The 18,836-nt window shown below is 67.1% G+C and carries 19 protein-coding genes; 13 read left to right on the top strand and 6 right to left on the bottom strand.

Going from position 1 to position 18,836, the window contains the following annotated elements; all coding sequences use genetic code 11:
* Positions 1–181 precede the first annotated feature (181 nt).
* The 3 genes from G7Y82_RS04940 to G7Y82_RS04950 are packed head-to-tail and all read right to left on the bottom strand — an operon-like array spanning position 182 to position 3,035.
* Positions 182–1,189 (bottom strand): NAD-dependent epimerase, encoded by a 1,008-nt coding sequence (locus G7Y82_RS04940; RefSeq protein WP_168146900.1) that lies wholly within the window; start codon positions 1,187–1,189, stop codon positions 182–184.
* Positions 1,186–1,947: a polysaccharide deacetylase family protein gene (locus G7Y82_RS04945; protein ID WP_168146901.1), complete on the bottom strand. Its 762-nt coding sequence runs from the start codon at positions 1,945–1,947 to the stop codon at positions 1,186–1,188. The genes G7Y82_RS04940 and G7Y82_RS04945 overlap by 4 nt, the downstream gene beginning before the upstream one ends.
* Positions 1,944–3,035, bottom strand: a complete 1,092-nt coding sequence (locus tag G7Y82_RS04950; protein WP_168146902.1) for a glycosyltransferase family 4 protein — start codon at positions 3,033–3,035, stop codon at positions 1,944–1,946. Before G7Y82_RS04950 ends, G7Y82_RS04945 begins: the two co-directional genes overlap by 4 nt.
* 73 nt (positions 3,036–3,108) lie before the next feature.
* Between G7Y82_RS04950 and kdoO the strand changes: the two genes are divergently transcribed.
* Complete coding sequence (kdoO, locus tag G7Y82_RS04955; RefSeq protein WP_168146903.1) at positions 3,109–3,987, top strand: Kdo hydroxylase KdoO; 879 nt, start codon at positions 3,109–3,111, stop codon at positions 3,985–3,987.
* Between the two features lie 255 nt (positions 3,988–4,242).
* On the opposite strand, the gene G7Y82_RS04960 is transcribed toward kdoO, so the two are convergent.
* Positions 4,243–5,745 carry an alanine/glycine:cation symporter family protein gene (locus G7Y82_RS04960; RefSeq protein WP_168146904.1) on the bottom strand — a complete coding sequence of 501 codons (1,503 nt, stop codon included), beginning with the start codon at positions 5,743–5,745 and terminating at the stop codon, positions 4,243–4,245.
* 121 nt (positions 5,746–5,866) lie between these two features.
* Complete coding sequence (gene waaF, locus G7Y82_RS04965; protein ID WP_366515612.1) at positions 5,867–6,925, bottom strand: lipopolysaccharide heptosyltransferase II; 1,059 nt, start codon at positions 6,923–6,925, stop codon at positions 5,867–5,869.
* A 156-nt stretch (positions 6,926–7,081) separates the two neighbouring features.
* On the opposite strand from waaF, the gene G7Y82_RS04970 reads away from it, so the two are divergent.
* The 5 genes from G7Y82_RS04970 to ccmB all read left to right on the top strand — a co-directional run bounded on the left by G7Y82_RS04970 (position 7,082) and on the right by ccmB (position 11,725).
* Complete coding sequence (locus tag G7Y82_RS04970; protein WP_168146905.1) at positions 7,082–8,005, top strand: branched-chain amino acid transaminase; 924 nt, start codon at positions 7,082–7,084, stop codon at positions 8,003–8,005.
* 28 nt (positions 8,006–8,033) lie between these two features.
* Positions 8,034–9,458, top strand: a complete 1,425-nt coding sequence (hldE, locus tag G7Y82_RS04975; protein ID WP_366515613.1) for a bifunctional D-glycero-beta-D-manno-heptose-7-phosphate kinase/D-glycero-beta-D-manno-heptose 1-phosphate adenylyltransferase HldE — start codon at positions 8,034–8,036, stop codon at positions 9,456–9,458.
* A gap of 91 nt (positions 9,459–9,549) precedes the next feature.
* On the top strand, positions 9,550–10,404 hold the full coding sequence (locus G7Y82_RS21350) for an HDOD domain-containing protein (RefSeq protein ID WP_168146906.1): 855 nt from the start codon (positions 9,550–9,552) through the stop codon (positions 10,402–10,404).
* A 74-nt stretch (positions 10,405–10,478) separates the two neighbouring features.
* On the top strand, positions 10,479–11,063 hold the full coding sequence (gene ccmA / locus G7Y82_RS04985; protein WP_168146907.1) for a heme ABC exporter ATP-binding protein CcmA: 585 nt from the start codon (positions 10,479–10,481) through the stop codon (positions 11,061–11,063).
* Positions 11,060–11,725, top strand: a complete 666-nt coding sequence (gene ccmB, locus G7Y82_RS04990) for a heme exporter protein CcmB (protein ID WP_168146908.1) — start codon at positions 11,060–11,062, stop codon at positions 11,723–11,725. Before ccmA ends, ccmB begins: the two co-directional genes overlap by 4 nt.
* Positions 11,726–11,740: 15 nt before the next feature.
* Here the strand turns inward: ccmB and G7Y82_RS04995 are convergent, their stop codons facing one another.
* Positions 11,741–12,808 carry an ABC1 kinase family protein gene (locus G7Y82_RS04995; protein WP_168146909.1) on the bottom strand — a complete coding sequence of 356 codons (1,068 nt, stop codon included), beginning with the start codon at positions 12,806–12,808 and terminating at the stop codon, positions 11,741–11,743.
* Positions 12,809–13,173: 365 nt separating this feature from the next.
* Here G7Y82_RS04995 and G7Y82_RS05000 point away from each other — a divergent pair, with 365 nt between their 5' ends.
* Genes G7Y82_RS05000 through ccmI form a run of 7 tightly spaced genes read left to right on the top strand, consistent with a single transcriptional unit; the run spans position 13,174 to position 18,818 of the window.
* Positions 13,174–13,926: a heme ABC transporter permease gene (locus G7Y82_RS05000; RefSeq protein ID WP_168146910.1), complete on the top strand. Its 753-nt coding sequence runs from the start codon at positions 13,174–13,176 to the stop codon at positions 13,924–13,926.
* A 4-nt stretch (positions 13,927–13,930) separates the two neighbouring features.
* A complete protein-coding gene (ccmD, locus tag G7Y82_RS05005) occupies positions 13,931–14,086 on the top strand; it encodes a heme exporter protein CcmD (protein ID WP_240954078.1) in 156 nt (51 codons plus the stop codon).
* The gene (gene ccmE, locus G7Y82_RS05010) at positions 14,083–14,586 is read left to right on the top strand and encodes a cytochrome c maturation protein CcmE (protein WP_168146911.1); all 504 of its coding nucleotides are present in this window, start codon (positions 14,083–14,085) and stop codon (positions 14,584–14,586) included. Before ccmD ends, ccmE begins: the two co-directional genes overlap by 4 nt.
* Positions 14,583–16,562, top strand: a complete 1,980-nt coding sequence (locus tag G7Y82_RS05015; RefSeq protein ID WP_168146912.1) for a heme lyase CcmF/NrfE family subunit — start codon at positions 14,583–14,585, stop codon at positions 16,560–16,562. Before ccmE ends, G7Y82_RS05015 begins: the two co-directional genes overlap by 4 nt.
* Positions 16,562–17,083, top strand: a complete 522-nt coding sequence (locus tag G7Y82_RS05020; protein WP_168146913.1) for a DsbE family thiol:disulfide interchange protein — start codon at positions 16,562–16,564, stop codon at positions 17,081–17,083. Before G7Y82_RS05015 ends, G7Y82_RS05020 begins: the two co-directional genes overlap by 1 nt.
* A complete protein-coding gene (locus G7Y82_RS05025; RefSeq protein WP_168146914.1) occupies positions 17,083–17,589 on the top strand; it encodes a cytochrome c-type biogenesis protein in 507 nt (168 codons plus the stop codon). The genes G7Y82_RS05020 and G7Y82_RS05025 overlap by 1 nt, the downstream gene beginning before the upstream one ends.
* Positions 17,586–18,818 (top strand): c-type cytochrome biogenesis protein CcmI, encoded by a 1,233-nt coding sequence (ccmI, locus tag G7Y82_RS05030; protein WP_168146915.1) that lies wholly within the window; start codon positions 17,586–17,588, stop codon positions 18,816–18,818. Before G7Y82_RS05025 ends, ccmI begins: the two co-directional genes overlap by 4 nt.
* The last annotated feature ends 18 nt before the right edge of the window (positions 18,819–18,836 follow it).

The raw sequence follows: 18,836 nt of genomic DNA on the forward strand, positions 1-18,836 counted from the left end.
GGCGGCGGTCCGGTCGGCGCGAATTCATCACAGGTTCTGTCGAGGGACTGTCAACACGTCGTGCGATAGGCGCGTGCTCAACGGCACGCGCACAAACCCGCGGCGCAGCACCTTGCGAGGCGCTGACGGTATTGACTGCAGGTTTTGAAAAGGCTCGTCGAAAAGCGCGTTGCCGCCGCACTCAGACGCCGTAGTGCGCGCGATACCAGGCAACGAAACGCGGGATGCCGGTTTCCAGCGGCGTCGACGGCGCGAAGCCGACGGCGTCATGCAGCGCATCGATGTCGGCGCAGGTCTTGCGCACGTCGCCGGCCTGCAGCGGCAGTAAGTTCTTTTGCGCCTTGCGACCGAGCGCGTCTTCGAGTACCTCGATCATGCGCAGCAGGCGCACCGGCCGGTTGTTGCCGATGTTGTAGAGCCGGTACGGCGCTGACGAACTCGACGGATCGGGATGCGCGCCGGACCAGTCCGGATTCGGCGTTGCCGTCAGGTCGGCGGTGCGCACCACGCCTTCGACGATGTCGTCGATGTACGTGAAGTCGCGCTCCATGTCGCCGTTGTTGAAGACGTCGATCGGTCGGCCTTCGAGGATCGCGCGTGTGAACAGGAACAGCGCCATGTCCGGCCGGCCCCATGGACCGTAGACGGTGAAGAAGCGCAGGCCGGTGGTCGGCAGGCCGTACAGATGGCTGTAGGTGTGCGCCATCAACTCGTTGGCCTTCTTGCTCGCCGCGTACAGCGAGATCGGATGGTCGACGTTGTGATGCACCGAGAACGGCATCTCGGTGTTGAGGCCGTAGACCGAACTCGACGAGGCGTAGGTCAGGTGCTCGACGTCATGATGACGACAGCCTTCGAGGATGTTGGTGAAGCCGACCAGGTTGCTGTCGACATACGCGTGCGGATTCTTCAGCGAATAGCGCACGCCGGCCTGCGCGCCGAGGTGAATGACGCGCGGAAAGCGCTCGCGTGCGAACAGCGCGGCCATGCCGTCGCGGTCGGCGAAGTCGAGATGCTGAAAGCGAAAGCCCGCGTGCTTTTCGAGTTCGGCGACGCGCGCCTGCTTGAGCGCGACGTCGTAGTAGTCGTTGAGGTTGTCGATGCCGACCACTTCATCGCCGCGCGCGAGCAGGCGCTGCGCGGTATGAAAGCCGATGAAGCCGGCGGCGCCGGTGACGAGAATTTTCACGAGACGGCTCCAGGCAGTGTCGCGCGCCGCAGCGCGGTGCCCTTGGGCTGATTTTTGGCGTGCAGCTTCCAGGCGAAGCCGAACATGTCGTCGCCGAACGAGATGCCTTTGCGCGGCAGCGCCAGCGGATCGAAGGCGGCGGTCGCGGCACCACGCTGACAGGTCACGGCCGACGTGTAACCGGCTGCGGCGGTGGCGTCGAGCACGTTCAGATCGTGCGAACCGTAGGGGTAGCAGAAATGCGTGACGGCGCGGCCGAGCAGGTCTTCGAGCTGCTTGCGGCTGTCTCCGATTTCGTGCGCGAGCACCTCGGTGCTCTGGCCGGCGAGGCGGATGTGGCTCCAGGCATGACTGCCGACTTCGACGCCGCGCGCCGGCAGTTCGCGCAGACGCGCGGCGTCCATCAACGACGGAATCGGATGGCCGACCGCGGCCAGCCATTCGCCCTGGCCGCCGGTCATGCCGGCAATGGCGTAGACGATCGCCGGATAGCCGAATGCTTCGAGCACCGGCAGCGCGTATTCGTGGAAGTTGTCGCAGCCGTCGTCGAAGCTCAGCACCACGGCGCGCGGCGGCAGCGGGCGGCGGCCCTGCAGTGCATCGAGCGCATCGCTCATCGACAGCACGCTCGCGCCGATCCACTTCAGATAGCGCATCTGTGAACGGAAGCGATCGACGTCGCAATAGTTCGCGCGGTGATCGCGCATCGGCGCGAAGCGGCCGACCTGGTGATACATGAAGATGCTGACGCCGTTCACGCCGCGTCACCGAGCAGCTCGCGGTACACCGCCAGATTGCCTTCGACCATCGCATCGACCGAAAACTCGTCGGCGATCAGCCGCCGGCCGGCGGCGCCGAGCGCCTGGCGGCGCACATCGTCGTGCGCGAGCGCAGTGATGGCTTCAGCCAGCGCGTCGACGTCGTGCGGCGGCACCAGCACGCCGTTGACGCCGTCGCGCACCGCCTCGGGAATGCCGCCGGCGCGCGACGCGACGATCGCCACGCCGTTGGCCGAGGCTTGCAGCAAGGACACGCCAAGCCCTTCGGCGAAGGCCGGATGAATGAGCAGATCCAGACCTTCGAGCAGCTGTGGCAAGTCTTCTCGATAGCCGGCGAGCTTGACGCGTTCCCCTAGCTGATCCGCATCGACGCGCTGCTGCAGTTCGTCCTGCAGGCCACCCTTGCCGAAGAACAGCACGTGCAGGTTCGGAATGTCGCGCAGCAGGCGCGGCATCGCGTCGAGCAGCACGGCGTGGCCCTTGCGGCGGATCAGCTGCGCGACGATGGCGACGACGAAGGCGTCGCGCGGCAGGCCGAAGGTGTCACGCAGCGCGTCACGCGTCAGCGGGGTCACGGCTTCCGGTGTGAAGGCACTGCGCACGACACGGATTTTCGCCGGTGGTACGCCGCTGTCCTTGAGCACGTCGCCGATGCACTGCGAGATCGCCACGACGCGGTCGTAGAGGCGGTATTTGTAGCGGGTGATCGCCGGCGATTCGTAATGATCGTTGCGCCGCGAATAGACGATCGGCAGGCCGTGCCAGCGGCCGGCGAGGCCCCCGAGAATTTCCGGCCCACGGCGGCTGTGCAGATGTAGCAGGTCCGGCTTTTCGTCGCGCAACAGGCGCCGCAGGCGAAACAGCAGTGGCAGGTCGAGATCGCCGGCCATCGGTATTTCGCGCAGTGTCACCGGCAGCTCGGCGATGCGCCGTGCGGTCAGCGAACGCCGCGGGCAGACCACGACGTTGGCGATGCCGCGGCGCGCAAGGCCGTCGACGAGGAAGGCCACCTGGCGCGCGCCGCCGTAGAAGTTTTCGCCGGCTTCGACGTGCATCACTTTGAGCATCGGGCGACGGCATCCATCAGGGCGGGGAGGGCCGGCCATTATACTGGGCGCCTGTCATCGCACCGTAAGCGCCATGAACGCGATAGAAACGATTTTTGTGACCGACTGGCAGGCGCCGGTGGCGCCGGCGACCGCTGCGCATGCCCTCGATGCCCTGGAAGCCGGCAGCGTCCTGCGCCTGCCGCTGCCGTTCGTGCTGCAGGCCGACGAGCAGTCGCTGCTGTCGCCGACGCTGCTCAGCGGGGCGCGCAAGAACATCAGCTACAACCCGGCCAATGATCGCGTGCAGGGCGCCGACGGCGAGGCCGCGCTGGAGGCCCAGCTGCGCGGGTTCCTGGGGCGCTACCACCGCTCGACGCGGACGTTGATCGAGCACTTGTTCGCGCCGTACGCCGCGCAGCTGATCGATGGCCGCACCAGCTACCGGCCGGCGGAAATCGCCGGGCGCGTACCGAAGTCCTGGCGCCATGACGACACGCGCCTGCACGTCGACGCGTTTCCGGCGACGCCGGTGCACGGTCGGCGCCTGCTGCGCGTGTTCAACAACATCAATCCGCATGGCGAGCCGCGTCGCTGGCGGGTCGGTGAGCCGTTTGCCGATGTTGCCGCGCGCTTCGCGCCGCGCGCGCCCAAGCCCAGCAGCTTGAAGTCGGCACTGATGGCGGCGACCAAGATCACCAAGTCGCGGCGCAGCGGCTACGACCACTACATGCTGCAACTGCACGACGGCATGAAGGCCGATCTGGCCTATCAGGCGCAGGTGCCGAAGACGCCGGTGGAATTCGCGCCCGGCGAGACCTGGATCGTCTATTCCGATCAGGTCTCGCATGCGGTGCTGTCCGGACGCTACATGCTCGAACAGACCTTCTACGTGCCGGTCGCTGCCCTGCAGTACCCGGAGCGCTCGCCGCTCAAGGTGTTGGAAGCCGTGACCGGACGGGCGCTGGTGTAGAGCGCTCGTGCCGCAAAAGCAAAAGCGGGAACCGCAGATTACGCAGATTTCGCAGATGAAAAGCGTATTGATTTCGGCTGCGGTTCAGATGTTTCGCTGATCGGCGGTCTCGGTCGGTCTGCCCCTGCAGGAGCAGACCGACCGAGACAACGAAGCAGGCCGCTTTGCTTTACAGAAAAGCTGGCGCCCCACCGATTTCGCGGCGGACACGAAGATGCCGTGTCGTCTTCATCTGCGTCATCTGCGGTTTTACCGTTACGCGTCGTCGCGCTTCCACAGCGTGGTGTTGCGGATGCCCAGTGCTTCCGGATCGAACACCGGATTCTTGCCGGCCTTGCGCTGCGTTTCGTAGTCCTTCAGTGCGATCATCGCCGGCTTGTGCAGGATCAGGATGGCGACGATGTTGAGCCAGGCCATCAGGCCGACGCCGATGTCGCCAAGCGCCCAGGCCTGCGAGGCGTTGCGGTATGCGCCGAACACGATCATCGCCATCAGGCCGAGGCGCAGCATCAGCACCGGCAGCGGACGGTGACGATCGCCGTTGACGTAGCTGAGATTGGTTTCGGCCATGTAGTAGTAGGCCATGATGGTCGTGAACGCGAAGAAGAACAGCGCGATCGCGACGAAGCTGGCACCCCAGCCGGGCAGCACCGACTCGACGGCCGCCTGCGCATAGCCCGGGCCTTCGCCGACGCCCGGCAGGCCGCCGTAGATGGGCGGAGCGCTGGGGCCGCCGGCCGAGTAGACGTTGTACTTGCCGGTGGCCAGGATCAGGAACGCGGTCGACGTGCAGACCAGCATGGTGTCGAAGTAGATCGCGAATGCCTGCACCAGACCCTGCTTGGCCGGATGCGAGACTTCGGCGGCGGCGGCGGCGTGCGGACCGGTGCCCTGACCGGCCTCGTTGGCGTAGATGCCGCGCTTGACGCCCCATTCGACGGCCAGGCCGAACATCGCGCCGAAGGCCGCGTGCGAACCGAAGGCGCTGCTGAAGATGGTCGCGAACATGGCCGGCACCTTGCCGGCGTTGAGCACCATGATGGTCAGCGCCATCAGGATGAAGCCGGCCGCCATGAACGGCACGACGACTTCGGCGAAATTGGCGATGCGCTTGACGCCGCCGAAGATGATGCCGGCCAGCAATACCGCCACGAGCAGGCCGACGCCGAGCTTGAAGGCGTCACGGGCCGGCATGCCGAGCCAGGTGCCGTCCATCGCGCCGCACAGATGGCTGCCGGCGCAGACATTGGCGGCGCTGTCGGCGATCGCATTGGCCTGCACGCCCGGCATCAGGAAGCCGGCGGCGATGATCGTCGCGATCGCAAACGCCATCGCGTACCACTTCAGGCCCATCGCCTTTTCGATGTAGTAGGCCGGGCCGCCGCGGTAGCGACCGTCGGCATCCTTGACCTTGTAGATCTGGGCCAGCGTCGACTCGACGTACGAGGTCGAGGCGCCGAGAAAGCCCATGACCCACATCCAGAAGATCGAGCCCGGACCGCCGAACGCGATGGCGGTGGCGACACCGGCGATGTTGCCGATGCCGATACGGCCCGACAGCGACATCGCCAGAGCCTGGAACGACGAGACGCCCGCGGCCGATTTCTCACCCTTGACGGTCAGCCGGAACATTTCGACGAACTCGCGGATCTGCATGAAGCGCGTCCGGAACGAGAAATACAGGCCGGCGCCGAGGCATAGCGCGACCAGCGGGCGACTCCAGATCAGGCTGTCGATCGCGTTGATGAAACTTTCCACTCGTGACTCTCCCTGGCGTTGTGATGGCCGCTGTCTACCCGGTCGGGCGAATGGCGCGGCCGCAAACGATAAGCAAGATTCGTGGCGGCTTAGATGAAGAAGCCGTCAGATGACAGGTCCTTCATGACGCGCCGCCGTCCTTGAGCAGCCTGCCGGCGGCTACCGCCACCCGTTCCGGGGTCAGCTGACGCATGCAGTCGAAACGGCCGTCGCAGGTCGGCCGCCGGCGGCACGGGGCGCAGGGCAGGGCGTCGTACATCACCGTCAGCGGCGAGTCCGCACCTTGTAGATACGGCCGTGTCGAACCGAACAGCGCCACGGTCGGCGTCGCGACCGCGATGCCGATGTGCGTGAGGCCGGTGTCGACGCCAATCACCAGCCGCGCCGCGGCCAGCCAGGCCGGCAGCTCGGCGAGTCGGGTGTCACCGGCCAGGTTGATCAGCGGCGCGCGGGTGGCGGCGGTGATACGTGCCGCAGCGTCGCGATCGCCCGGCCCGCCGAACAGCACGCAGGGGCCGAGGCCGGCGGCGGCCAACTGCTCGACCAGTGCGGGCCAGTGCGATTCGATCCAGTGTTTCTGCGGCCGCGTGGTGAACGGACACAGCGCGATGAATCCGTCGGTCAAGCCCAGTGCGGCGGCGCGCGCGGCGACCGCCGCGCGCCGGGCATCGTCGACGATCAGATGCGGTGGGCCAGCCACGATGCCGCTGACGGCTTCGGCGAAGTAGCGGTATTCGGACGCGATGTCGGCGACATCGCCGCCCTTGTCGAGGCGGTGTTGCATCAAAAAGCCACCGGGCTCCTTGGAGGCGAAGCCGACGCGTGTGCCGCCCGCCAGCCACGCCACCAGCCGCGATTTGAACAGGCCCTGGACATCGAACACCCAGTCGAAATGCTGCGCGCGCAGCATGCGGCGCAGGCGCCACAGCGCGCTGGTCGAGCCGAACAGGTCGGCCGGCGCGCGGATCAGCGTATCGACGCGGGGGTCACCCTCGAGGATGCCGGCGAAACCCGGTTGCGCGAGCCACGTGATCTGCGCCCGCGGCCAGCGCGCACGCAGCGCATCGAGCATGCTGCTGGCGAAGACGATGTCGCCGAGCGCGGACAGGCGCACGATGAGGATACGCGGCGCATCGGGGACGGCAGCGGACAGGTTCAGGCGCGGGGCAGGGACGGACACGAATCGGGCGGCATCTGGCGAGCCCGCATGCTGCGGTCTGCACGCTGTCAGTGCAAGGCCACCGCCGAGCCGCGGCGATTCCCTATAATTGGGGACTTTCCCCCCGGTTGGCGGCGCCGCAGGCGTCGCTCTTCTCAAGCTTTGGCAGGACCTTCGATGACTTCTTTTGCCGATCGTGACGGCTTTATCTGGTTTGACGGTGAACTCAAGCCCTGGCGCGAGTGCACGACCCATGTGCTGACCTATACGCTGCATTATGGCGTTGGCTGTTTCGAAGGCGTTCGCGCCTACAAGACAGACCAGGGCACGGCGATCTTCCGTCTCGAGGAGCACACCAAGCGCCTGTTCAATTCGGCGAAGATCCTCGACATGAAGATGCCGTTCTCGATGGACGAGATCAATGAGGCGCAGAAGGAAGTGCTGCGCGCCAACAAGCTCGAATCGGCCTACATCCGGCCGATGGTGTTCTATGGCAGCGAAGGCATGGGCCTGCGTGCCACCGGCCTGAAGACGCATGTCATGGTTGGTGCGTGGACCTGGGGCGCGTATCTGGGCGCCGACAACATGGAGCGCGGCATCCGCATCAAGACCAGCTCGTTCCAGCGCCAGTACGTCAACGCCTCGCTGTGCCGCGCCAAGGCCAATGCCAACTACCTCGGCTCGTCGATGGCGCTCAACGAAGTGCTGCGCGACGGCTACGACGAAGCGCTGATGCTCGATCCGGAAGGCTTCGTCGCCGAGGGCAGCGCCGAGAACATCTTCGTCGTCAACAATGGCGTCATCAGCACGCCGGACGTGACCAGCGCTCTCGACGGCATCACGCGCCGCACGGTGATGCAGCTCGCGCAGGACATGGGCTACAAGGTTGTCGAGCGCCGCATCACGCGCGACGAAATCTACGTCTGCGACGAAGCGTTCTTCACCGGCACCGCCGCCGAAGTGACGCCGATTCGCGAGCTCGACAACCGCCCGATCGGCAGCGGCAGCCGCGGTCCGATCACGGCCAAGCTGCAGGCGGCGTATCTGGCGCTGGTCACGGGCCAGAGCGACGCCTATCCCGAGTGGCTCGCCCACATCTGATCGCGCTGCGTACGAGCCGCCACACGTCGTGAGCCTGCTGCCGGAATTCGCCAGCGCCCGCGTTCTGGTCTGCGGCGATCTGATGCTCGATCGCTACTGGACCGGGCCGACAGCGCGCATCTCGCCCGAGGCGCCGGTGCCGGTGGTGCGCATCCGCCGTGACGAGACGCGGCCGGGCGGCGCGGCGAACGTAGCGCTGAACGTTGCCGCGCTCGGTGCCCAGGTCGGCCTGCTCGGCGTGGTCGGCGAGGACGAGGCGGCGCGCCTGCTCGCCGACGAAACGCGCGCGCGCGGCATCGACGCGCATTTCATCGCCACCACCGGCGCGCCGACCATCACCAAGCTGCGCGTGCTGTCGCGCAACCAGCAGCTGATCCGCCTCGACTTCGAGGAAGCGTTCGGCGAGGTCGACGGCTTCAATGCGGCGGCGCTGCAGGCGCGCTATGCGCAGGCGCTGCCGGCCAACGATGTGGTCGTGCTGTCGGACTACGGCAAAGGCACGCTGCGCGATGTGGCGACGCTGATCGACGCGGCGCGCGCGCAGGGTCGGCGCGTGCTGATCGACCCCAAGGGCGACGACTGGCAACGCTATCGCGGCGCGACGCTGCTGACGCCGAATTTGTCGGAGTTCGAGGCCGTCGCCGGCGTCTGCCGCGACGATGCCGAACTGGTCGCTCGCGCCGAGGCACTGTGCCGCGAACTCGATTTCGGCGCCTTGCTGATCACGCGCAGCGAGCACGGCATGACGCTGGTCGTGCCGGGCGAAGCGCCGTTGCATGTGCCGACCGCCGCGCGCGAGGTGTTCGACGTCACCGGCGCCGGCGACACCGTGATCGCGACGCTGGCGGCGGCGCTGGCGGCGGGCGTCGCGTTGCCGCGCGCCTGCGTGCTGGCCAACGCCGCGGCCGGCATCGTGGTCGGCAAGCTCGGCACCGCGACCGTCACCCAGGCTGAACTCGACAAGGCGCTCAGCAGCCGCGCAATCCAGGGCGGTGTGCTCGACGAGTCGGCGCTGCTCGCCGCGGTGTCCGCCGCACGCGCGGCCGGCAAGCGCATCGTCATGACCAATGGCGTGTTCGATGTGCTGCATGTCGGTCACGCGCGCTATCTGCAGGCGGCGCGTGAGCTTGGCGATCTGCTGATCGTCGCCGTCAACGACGATGCCTCGGTCAAACGTTTGAAAGGACCGGAGCGGCCGCTCAACGCGACCGAAGACCGCATGGCGCTGCTGGCGTCGCTACGCTGCGTCGATTTCGTCGTGCCGTTCACCGAGGATACGCCGGCGCGGCTGATCGGCCGCGTGCTGCCGGATCTGCTGGTCAAGGGCGGCGACTACCGGCCCGAGCAGATTGCCGGCTACGAGGCGGTGACTGCCAATGGCGGGCGCGTGCTGGTGTTGCCGTTCCACGACGGCTATTCGACGACCGGATTGATCGCGCGCGCGCGCGGCTGATTGGCGCTGCTGCGCCGCAGCAACCGTCCACCGCCGACGACCGGTCTCAAGTCGCAAGGGGTGGGGCCGATAAGGCCGATGAAGCCAAAACTTGTCGCCTCAAGCCTTCATCATGGTCCTCGAAGATCGTTTCCAACGGGTTGTCATCGATGCGCTGGCCCGCGACCGGCTGGTATTGCCGACGCTGCCGGAAATCGCCTTGCACGTGCGTCAGCTCGCGCAGCGCGACGACGTTTCGGCGGCGGCGCTGGCGCAGGAAATCCAGAAGGACGCGTCGCTGGCGGTGCGCCTGATCCGCGTTGCCAACAGCGCCGCGCAGCGTGGCGGCACCCGCGTCGACAATGTTCGTCAGGCGATTACCCGTCTCGGTTTCGACTACACCCGGCTGCTGGTGTCGGGTCTGGCCATCGAGCAGATGTTCGCGCGGGGTGCGCCGCTGATCGAACGGCGACTGCGCCTGAGCTGGCAGCGCAGTACCGAAGTCGCCGCGGCCGCACAGGTGTTGGCGGCGCAGTGCACGCTGCTGAATCCGGAGATGGCGATGCTCGCCGGCCTGGTCCATGACATCGGCGTGCTGGCGATCCTGCGCCTGGCCGAGGCGCATCAGGATTCGCTCGACCACGAGGCCGAGATCGACAACGTCGTCGAGGTGTTGTCGCCGCGCATCGGCTGCATGGTGCTGCAGGCCTGGCACTTCCCGCCGGAGCTGGTCGACGTGCCGCAGCAATGGCATCAGTTCGACGCCGACTCCGACGGCGCCGCCGAATATGCCGACGTGGTGCGCGTCGCCGTGCTGCAGACCTCGGCCGGTCGCGAGCCGCCGTATGCAGCAATCGACCGCGCGCAAGTGCCGGCGTATCGCAAGCTCGATGTCAGCCCCGATGTCGACGTCATGAACATGGACGGCTATTCCTCGCTGTTCGACAGCGCCCGACCTGCGGCCTGACGTGTCCTTCGGCGTGCGCCTACACGGCGCCGCTCGCTTACACTTGTGCGACTCATGTTCAACGTCGTGCACGCGTGCCGCTCCTGACCGCCGAAAAGCTTTCCGTCCTGCGCGGCGACCGCGCGCTGCTGCGCGATTTCGATCTGCAACTGCAGCCCGGCGAACTGCTGCATCTGCGTGGCGCCAATGGCGTCGGCAAGACCTCCTTGCTCGAAACCCTGGCCGGCCTGCGCCATGCCGGCGGTGGCCAGGTGCGCTACGAGCGTGAAGACGCGCGCCCGCACTGGCTGGGTCATCGCAACGGCCTCAACCTGCAGTTGTCGGCGATCGAGAATCTGCAATTCTGGTGCGGCATCAACGCCGCGCCGATGTCGGCCATCGGTCCGGCGCTGGATCGTGTCGAACTGCCGGCGCGCGCGCGGCGGCGCAGCTGTCGCATGCTGTCGGCGGGGCAGAAGCGGCGCACGGCGCTGGCGCGCCTGCTGCTGCAGCGGCGCGCGCTGTGGCTGCTCGACGAGCCGCTCGATGGACTCGATGTCGCCGGCCTCGCGCGCTTCGCCGATCTGGTCGGCGAGCATTTGCAAGACGGCGGTGCGGTGCTGATGACCAGCCACCAGCCGCTACCGGCGCCGCTGGCTGCACGCGAGCTGGCGCTGTGAGCGCGCTGCGCGCCCTGTTCGCGCGCGAGCTGCGGCTCGCCGCACGCGCCAAGACCGAGTGGCTGATGCCGCCGCTGTTCTTCGTCATCGTCGTCACCGTTTTCAGCTTTGGCGCCAAGCCCAACGATCCGCAGTTGGCGTCGTTTGCGCCGGCGATCCTCTGGGTCGGCGCCTTGCTCGCGGCGCTGCTCAGCCTCGAACGCCTGTATCGCGCCGATCAAGAGGACGGCACGCTCGAACAGTTGATCGTCAGCGAAACCTCACTGAGCTTCGCGGTGTTCGTGAAGAGCCTGTCGCACTGGCTGCTCAGCGGCCTGCCGCTGGTGCTGCTGGCCGCGCCGCTGGGTGGCATGCTCGGCCTGCCGTCGGCATTGTTCGGGCCACTGGTGCTGGGTCTGGCATTGGGGACGCCGTGCCTGAGTTTCATCGGTGGCTTCGTCGCGGCGCTGACCGTCGGCCTGCCGCGCGGCGGCGCCTTGCTGCCGGTGCTGGTGCTGCCGCTGATCGTGCCGATCGTGATCTTCGGTGCTGGCGCCGTGCGCGCTGCGCAGCAGGGGCTGGACGTCAGCGGCCCGTTGTTCTTTCTCGCGGCGCTGCTAATGCTGACGCTGACGGTCTTGCCGTGGCTGTCGGCCGCAGCGCTGCGCAATGCCTTCGAATGAGACCGGTTGCGGCCCTCAGAACGCGTACTGCAGCGACAGCGCCGAGGCGATGACCTGGTCGCGATCCTGCAGCAGTGCGGCACGGATGATGGCGGTGTAGTGGTCGACGAATGACTTGCTGAAGCTGCGTGTGGCGCCGAAGTCGAGCAGCACGATCCGCACCCGGCCATCGCCGTTACGGCGGAAGCGGTAGTTGCCGAAGTTCGGATCGGTCTGCACCGTGCCCCATTCGAAGAACTCATGGACGAACAGCTCCAGCATCGCCGTTGCGAGCGCGTCGCGTGTGTCCTGTGGCAATGACTGCACCGATGCAGCGTGAATGTCGTCGCCGGCTTCGTAGCGCACCGCCAGCACCGCGCGCGTGCAGTAGTCGGGGATCACCGCCGGCACGACGAAGCGCGTGTCGCCGGCGAGGCGGCGGCCATAAATTTCGGTGAAATGCCGCTCGCGGCGGTAGTCGATTTCCTGGTGCAACATCTGTCGCACCTCGCCGAACATCGGCTTGGGGTCGACGCTGCGCGGCAGCAGGCGGCTGGTCGCCAGTAGGCGCTCCAGGGTGCGCATGTCGCTGTCGACCGATTCGGCGACGCCGGGGTAGAGCACTTTCAGGCACAGCTCGTTTGCATCACCGCGGCGCCGGGCACGATGCACCTGGCCCAGCGATGCGGCACCGATCGGTTGCGGGTCGATGTCGAGCGTCGCCATGCGCGCCTTGCCGAGCTGCCGCGTCAGTTGCCGCTCGATGATGGCCCAGGCGACCGGCTGACTGTTGTCCTGCAGCGTTTGCAGGGCCTCGACTGCTTCGGCGGGGAGGAAGTACTCGCCGTAGAGGGCCAGCAACTGTCCGGCTTTCATCAGGCCGCCCTTGAGCTGGCCGAGTTGGTGCGCCAGCGCCATGCCCTGTTCGCGATAGAACGCCTGGTTGGCGCGCTGACGCGAGGCGGTATCGCGTGTCAGGTTGCGCACCGAATGCAGCGCCAGCCGCGCGCCGACCTGCATGCCGATTCGCGTCATCGCCAAGTCGCGCGCGAACGGCTGCGTTTTTAGGGATTCGAGCGGTGCATCGCGCGGTGGAGTGGGCATGCGCCTGAAGGTCCTCGCGGGGTTGGACTCGGCATCGACGAACGTCGCTAGCGGCGCCGCGCCGCTGCGACACCTGTAGCGTACGGATGGCGTCTGTCGGCCGAGTTGATTTTCATCAAGTCCGGCGTCGTGACGGGGTGGCATGGTGCGACGACGACGGGGTATCGGCGCCATTCGGCGCAGGGGCCGACAATCGACGATTGCGGCCCGTAATGCAGAGGCGGAGGTTTTGCCGCGTGGCGTGGTTGCTTCGTTATACTCCGGAGTCTTCAAGGATGTTCGCCGTCGTGTCGGCCGATGCACTCCGTATCCGGCTTCAACACGATGTTTTAAAAAGCCAGCCGCCGCGCCCGCAACGATTACCGATGTCCTGGACCTGGTTCCACCGCCTTGCCTCGCCGCCGACGTTCTTCGGGCTGGCCCAGCGCCTCGCGCCCTGGTGCGCCGGTTTCGGCGGCGCTTTGTTGCTGCTCGCCTGGTTCGGCGGCTTGGTGCTGGCGCCGGCCGATTACCAGCAGAAGGACGCTTTCCGCATCATTTACGTCCATGTGCCGGCGGCGGCGCTGTCCTTGTCGCTGTACATGGCGATGGCGGTGTGTGGTGTCGTCGCGCTGATCTGGCGCATGAAGCTGGCCGAGTGCGTGCTGGTCGCCATCGCCCCGGTCGGCGCCAGCTTCACGGCGCTGGCGCTGGTTACCGGCATGCTCTGGGGCAAGCCGATGTGGGGCGCCTACTGGGTCTGGGATGCGCGCCTGACGTCCGAGCTTGTCCTGCTGTTTCTCTACCTCGGCGTGATCGGCCTCAACAGTGCATTCGAGGATCCGCGCACGGCGGCACGGGCCTGCGCGCTGCTGGCGATCGTCGGCTTCGTCAACGTGCCCATCGTCCATTACTCGGTGGTCTGGTGGAACAGCCTGCATCAGGGCTCGACGATTCTGAAGCTCGGCAAGCCCAACATTTCCGCCGACATGGCCTGGCCGCTGTACGCCGGCCTGCTCGGTTCTTATCTGTGGAGTGCGCACGCGGTGTTGCGCCGTACGCAAAACGAGCTGCTGCTGCGCGAGCGCAATACGCGCTGGGTGCGCGAAATCGCGGCGGCCACGGAACCCGGAGCGTAAGCGGATGTCTGCTGATTTCTGGAACATGAGCGGCTACGCCGTCTATGTGTGGGGCAGCTTCGCGGCGGGTCTGGCCGTGTATCTGTGGAATCTGATCGCACCGCGGCTGCGCCGGCGGGCGACCCTCGAAGCGATTGCGGAGGCGCAGGGCGACGAATGAACAAGCGTCAGAAACGCATGGCGGCAGTCGCCGCGCTGGTCGTCGGCATTGGCGTTGCGGCGGTGTTCGGCTTTACCGCGTTCCGCAAGAACATGATGTATTTCTACACGCCGACCGATCTGATCGACCACAAGGTCTCGGACAATGCCCAGCTACGTCTCGGCGGGCTGGTCGTCGCCGGCAGCGTGCATCGCGGTGACGGTCTGCAGGTCGACTTCACGCTCGCCGATTGCCAGAAGTCGTTGCCGGTGCGTTACGACGGCATCCTGCCGGACCTGTTCAAGGAAGGGCAGGGCATCGTCGCCACCGGCCATCTCCAGCACGGTGTGTTCATCGCCGATCAGGTGCTGGCCAAGCATGACGAGAATTACATGCCGCCGGATCTGGCGAAGTCGCTGAAAGCTCAGGGCGGTACCATGCATTCGTGCGCGCCGTTCAAGTCGGCCTACGGCGACAGCACCATGCCAGCGCAAGCGCAAGCGCAAGCGGCGCACTCATGACTGCCGAACTCGGGCAGTTCGCGCTGATCGCGGCGCTGATCGTCGCGGTTTTGCAGACCCTGGTGCCGGCGGTCGGTGTGCGGCGTCGCGACACGCGCCTGATGGCGATGGCGTCGTCCGGCGCGCAGACGCAGTTCCTGCTGATCCTGTTCGCCTATGGCTGTCTGACCTATGCGTTCATCAACAAGGATTGGTCGATCGCCTATGTCGCCGCCAACAGCGAGGCGCATCTGCCGCTGATGTACCGCGCGACCGCGGTTTGGGGCGCGCACGAGGGCTCGATGCTGCTGTGGATGCTGATGCTCAGCGGCTGGAGCGCGGCGGTGTCGATCTTCAACCGGCGTCTGCCGCCGGATCTGGTGGCCACTGCGCTGGCGGTGCTCGGCGCGCTGTCGATCGGCTTTCTGCTGTTCATCCTGATCACGTCGAATCCGTTCACGCTGGACTTCCCGGTGCCGGACAACGGCCGCGATCTGAATCCGCTGCTGCAGGATCCGGGCTTCGTCACGCATCCGCCGATGCTGTACATGGGCTATGTCGGCTTCTCGGTGGCGTTCGCATTCGCCATTGCCTCGCTGATTTCCGGCCGGCTCGACGCGGCGTGGGCGCGCTGGACGCGGCCGTGGACCACCGCCGCCTGGCTGTTTCTCACCATCGGTATCACCCTCGGTTCGTGGTGGTCCTATCACGAGCTGGGTTGGGGCGGCTGGTGGTTCTGGGATCCGGTCGAGAACGCCTCGTTCATGCCGTGGCTGATCGGTACCGCGCTGATCCATTCGCTGGCCGTCACCGAAAAGCGCGGTCAGCTCAAGGCCTGGACCGTGCTGCTGGCGATCCTCGCGTTCGCGCTGTCCTTGCTCGGCACCTTCCTGGTCCGCTCCGGCGTGCTGGTCTCGGTCCACGCGTTCGCCACCGATCCGGCGCGCGGCGTCTTCATTCTCAGCTTCCTCGCCATCGTGCTCGGCATCGCGTTCACGCTCTATGCGTGGCGGGCACCGAAGTTCGTGTCGGTGGCCGATTTCGCGCTGTTCTCACGCGAGGGGCTGTTGCTGCTCAACAATGTCTTTCTCGTCACCGCGGCGGCGGCGGTGCTGATCGGCACGTTGTATCCGTTGGTGATCGAGTCGATCAATGCCGGCAAGGTCTCGGTCGGGCCGCCGTTCTTCAATGCGGTGTTCGTGCCGCTGACCATTCCGCTGGCGCTGCTGGTCGGCTGTGCCTGTGCGGTCGGCTGGAAGCGCGCCAAGCTCGGCGAGGTGGTGCGCCGCCTGCGCGTGCCGGCCGCGATCGCCGTCATCGTCGCCATCGCGTTGCCGCTGCTGCTCGGTCATCCGCTGCGCATCAGCGCGATCGGCGGTGGCCTGCTGGCGGTCTGGATCATCGTCAGCGCCGCGCAGGAGATCGTCCGTCGCGTACGCGCCAAGCGTGATCGCGTGGCCGGCATTACGCAGATTCCGCGTGCGATCTGGGGCATGACGCTGGCCCATGTCGGGCTCGGCATCTGGGTGCTCGGCGTCACCTTCACCAGTATCTACAGCATCGAGAAGGATGCGCGCCTCGGCCCCGGCGAGACAGCGACCCTGGGCGGCTACACCTTTGCGCTGAAGGGCGTGACGCCGCGCACCGGTCCGAACTACCGCGCCGACCACGGCGAAGTCGATGTTGAACGCAACGGCCGCATCGTCGCCCACCTGGCGCCGGAAAAGCGTCTGTACGAGGCCAGCGGGCAGGTGATGACGGAGTCGGCGGTCGACCACAACCCGCTGCGCGATCTCTACGTCGCGCTCGGCGAGCCGATCGACAAGAACAACGCGGCCGGCGACTGGGCCGTGCGGCTTTATTACAAGCCGCTGATGCGCCTGGTCTGGATCGGCGGTTTCCTGATGGCCTTCGGTGGCTTGATCGCGATCAGCGACCGCCGCTACCGGCTGTCGCGCGCGGCGGCGACGCTGCCGGCCGGCGTGGAAGCCGCCTGATGCGTCTCCGCTACCTGGTTCCGGCGGTGGTGCTGATCGGCCTGATCGTGCTGTTCGCCGCCGGCCTCAAGCACGACCCGCGCGAGGTGCCGAGCCCGCTGATCGGCAAACCGGCGCCGGCGTTCGCGCTGAAGCTGCTGGGCAAGCCGGACCAGCCGTACACCAGCGCCGACCTCAAGGGCCGGCCGGTGCTCGTCAATTTCTTCGCCAGCTGGTGCGTGGCCTGCCGCGTCGAGCATCCATTCCTGATGCAGCTCGCATCGCAGGGCGTCGAGATCATCGGCATGGACTACAAGGACACCGATGCCGACGGCGCCGCCTGGCTGGCAGATCACGGCAACCCGTATCGCACGGTCGTCGCTGACCCGCAGGGCAGTGCCGGCCTGGATTGGGGCGTCTATGGTGCGCCGGAGACCTTCGTGCTCAATGCCCAGGGCATCATCGTCTACAAGCAGATCGGCCCGATGGACGAGCAGGTCTGGCGCGACCATGTCGCGCCGCTGATGGCGGCCAAGCCGTGATGCGTCGTCTGCTGCTGGCTGTCGCGTTGTTCATCGGCTCGCTATCGATCGCGGCGGCGCAAGTCGATGATGACGCGCTGCTGCCGCTGGCGCCGCTGCCGGCCGCGCAGCAGGCGCGCTACGAAGGGCTGATCCACCAGCTGCGCTGTCTGGTCTGCCAGAACGAGACCATCGCCGATTCGCAAGCGCCGTTGGCCGCCGATCTGCGCAAGCAGGTGCACGACCAGATCGCGGCCGGCCGCAGCGACGCGCAGATCAAGCGCTATCTGACCGACCGCTACGGCGACTTTGTCCTTTATAAGCCGCCGTTCAAGGCCAAGACCTGGCTGTTGTGGGGCGGGCCGTTTCTGGTGCTGCTGGTGGCGCTGGCCGTGGCGCTGCGCTTCGCGCGCTCGCGCCGGGCGATGGCGCCGGCCACGAACGTCGACGCCGATGCGCTGCAGCGCCTGCTCGACGCCGAGCGTGGCGTGGATCGCGGCGACGACCCGCCCAAAGGATCTGCATGACACTTTATTTGTTGATGGCGCTGCTGGCGGCGCTCGCCGGTCTGTGGTGGACGCGGCCGCTGTGGCGCCGCGCCAGCCCGGCCGCGCTGCGGCGGCGCAGCGCCAATGTCGGCGCCTACCGGACGCGGCTCGCCGAGATCGACGCCGACGTCGCCGCCGGCACGCTCGACGCCGAGGCCGCGCAGCAGCTGCGCGACGAGGCGGCGGCGCGCCTGCTCGACGACGCCGGCGCGGCGGAGGTCGAGGCCGGACATTCGGCGCGGCGACTGCCGCTGGCGCTGGCCGGTGTCGCGGTGCTGGCGGTGCTGAGCGCCTCGGCGTACTGGTATGGCGGCTCGTGGCGAACCTTCTCGCTGATCGAACTGGCCGGTCACGATCCGCAGGCCGCGCAGGAGCGCATGGTCGACGGCATGATCGCCAAGCTGCAGGCGCACCTGGATGCCGAACCCGACGATGCGCAGGGCTGGGCGATGCTGGGCCGCTCGTATGTGGTGTTGCAGCGCTATGCCGACGGCGCCAAGGCCTATGGTCGCGCCAACGCGCTGACCATCGACCAGCCCCATGCCGACTGGCTGGTCGCGGCCGGCGCGGCGCTGGGCATGGCCGACGGTAATCGCGACCTGTCGAAGGGCCGGCCGCTGTTCGAGCAGGCGCTGAAACTGGAGCCCGGCAACGCCGAGGCCTTGTGGTATGGCGGCCTGGCGGCGCTGCAGGATGGCGATTTCAAGACCACCTACGCGCACTGGCTGAAGCTGCGCGATGACCGCAGCCTGCCGGACGACGTGCGTGCCATCCTGGACCAGCACCTGCCGGAGTTGGCGACCAAGGCCGGCGAAACCCTGCCAGCGGCCGCCGACGCTTCGCCGCAGGCGCCGGCCTCCGGTGTGCACCTGACGGTCGAGGTCAGCCTGGCCGACGCGCTGAAGGACAAGCTCAAGCCGGGCATGACGCTGCTGGTCTTCGCCAAGGCCGCGAGCGGTCCGCCGATGCCGCTGGCGGTGCAGAAGATCAGTTCCCCGAAGCTGCCGTTGACGGTGACGCTGGACGACAGCCTGGCGATGATGCCGGCGATGAAGCTATCGGCGTTTCCGAACTGGGTCGTGACGGCCCGGTTGACGTCCAGCGGTGGCGCGCAGGCGCTGTCCGGTGACCTCGAAGGCAGTCATCCTGTCGCCCGCGCCGACGCGGCAACCCCGCTGCAGATCGTGATCGACCGGCAGCTCCCCTGAATTTGGTGCTGTCAGCGG

Source organism: Solimonas marina, from assembly GCF_012241385.1.
GTDB classification, from domain to species: domain Bacteria; phylum Pseudomonadota; class Gammaproteobacteria; order Nevskiales; family Nevskiaceae; genus Solimonas; species Solimonas marina.

What these genes read in the sequence shown, in the direction of transcription:
- G7Y82_RS04950 (WP_168146902.1), bottom strand. Translation starts at nt 3,035, where the DNA reads ATGCTCAAAGTGATGCACGTCGAAGCCGGCGAAAACTTCTACGGCGGC.
- kdoO (WP_168146903.1), top strand. Translation starts at nt 3,109, where the DNA reads ATGAACGCGATAGAAACGATTTTTGTGACCGACTGGCAGGCGCCGGTG.
- G7Y82_RS04970 (WP_168146905.1), top strand. Translation starts at nt 7,082, where the DNA reads ATGACTTCTTTTGCCGATCGTGACGGCTTTATCTGGTTTGACGGTGAA.
- G7Y82_RS04995 (WP_168146909.1), bottom strand. Translation starts at nt 12,808, where the DNA reads ATGCCCACTCCACCGCGCGATGCACCGCTCGAATCCCTAAAAACGCAG.
- G7Y82_RS05000 (WP_168146910.1), top strand. Translation starts at nt 13,174, where the DNA reads ATGTCCTGGACCTGGTTCCACCGCCTTGCCTCGCCGCCGACGTTCTTC.
- ccmD (WP_240954078.1), top strand. Translation starts at nt 13,931, where the DNA reads ATGTCTGCTGATTTCTGGAACATGAGCGGCTACGCCGTCTATGTGTGG.
- ccmE (WP_168146911.1), top strand. Translation starts at nt 14,083, where the DNA reads ATGAACAAGCGTCAGAAACGCATGGCGGCAGTCGCCGCGCTGGTCGTC.
- G7Y82_RS05015 (WP_168146912.1), top strand. Translation starts at nt 14,583, where the DNA reads ATGACTGCCGAACTCGGGCAGTTCGCGCTGATCGCGGCGCTGATCGTC.
- G7Y82_RS05020 (WP_168146913.1), top strand. Translation starts at nt 16,562, where the DNA reads ATGCGTCTCCGCTACCTGGTTCCGGCGGTGGTGCTGATCGGCCTGATC.
- G7Y82_RS05025 (WP_168146914.1), top strand. Translation starts at nt 17,083, where the DNA reads ATGCGTCGTCTGCTGCTGGCTGTCGCGTTGTTCATCGGCTCGCTATCG.
- ccmI (WP_168146915.1), top strand. Translation starts at nt 17,586, where the DNA reads ATGACACTTTATTTGTTGATGGCGCTGCTGGCGGCGCTCGCCGGTCTG.